1 pseudogene is annotated in these 589 nt (G+C 66.4%); it reads left to right on the top strand.

The features are described 5' to 3' along the window. Positions 1–589: pseudogene (locus A5782_RS09095) on the top strand (dihydrodipicolinate reductase); the annotation flags it as partial.

Genomic DNA, 589 nt, shown 5'->3' with positions numbered 1-589 from the left:
TATGCGGCCAGCGGTCCGGAGCGCGACGCGTTGGCCATCCCCGATTACGTCAAGCTGCTCGAAGCCGGGATCAACGTCGTGACGACCAGCACCACCCGGTTGGTCAACCCGCACGCCTACGAGCCCGTCCAGTGGCGCGACCAGCTGGTCGCCGCGGCCAAGCAGGGCCAGGTGTCGCTGTATGCGTCGGGGATCGAGCCGGGCTTCGCCGCCGACTATCTGCCGCTGGTGCTGTCCACCCAGTCGTCCTCGATCGACAAGATTCACTCCTTTGAGATCGGCCTGTATGACGACTACGGGGTTCCCGACATCATGAGCGACGCGCTGGGCTTTGGCCGTCCACTCGACTACCAGCCCTGGATCAGCTACCCCGGGGCCATCGCCGGCGAATGGCAGGGGCAGATCCGGTTGATCGCCGACGCTTTGGGTGTCGAAGTGCAGGAAGTCCGCGAGGGTTTCGATCGCGCCGTCACCCGCCGGACGCTGGAGGTCGCAATGGGTACCGTCGAGGCCGGCACATGCGGCGCGCTGCGGATGCAGGCGATCGGAGTGGTCGACGGTCGGGAAGCCATCGTGATCGGGCACGTCA

This window comes from Mycobacterium sp. 852002-40037_SCH5390672 (assembly GCF_001665875.1).
GTDB lineage: Bacteria > Actinomycetota > Actinomycetes > Mycobacteriales > Mycobacteriaceae > Mycobacterium.
The sequence above is the reverse complement of the archived record's forward strand: the minus strand, read 5'-3'. Positions and strand labels throughout refer to the sequence as shown.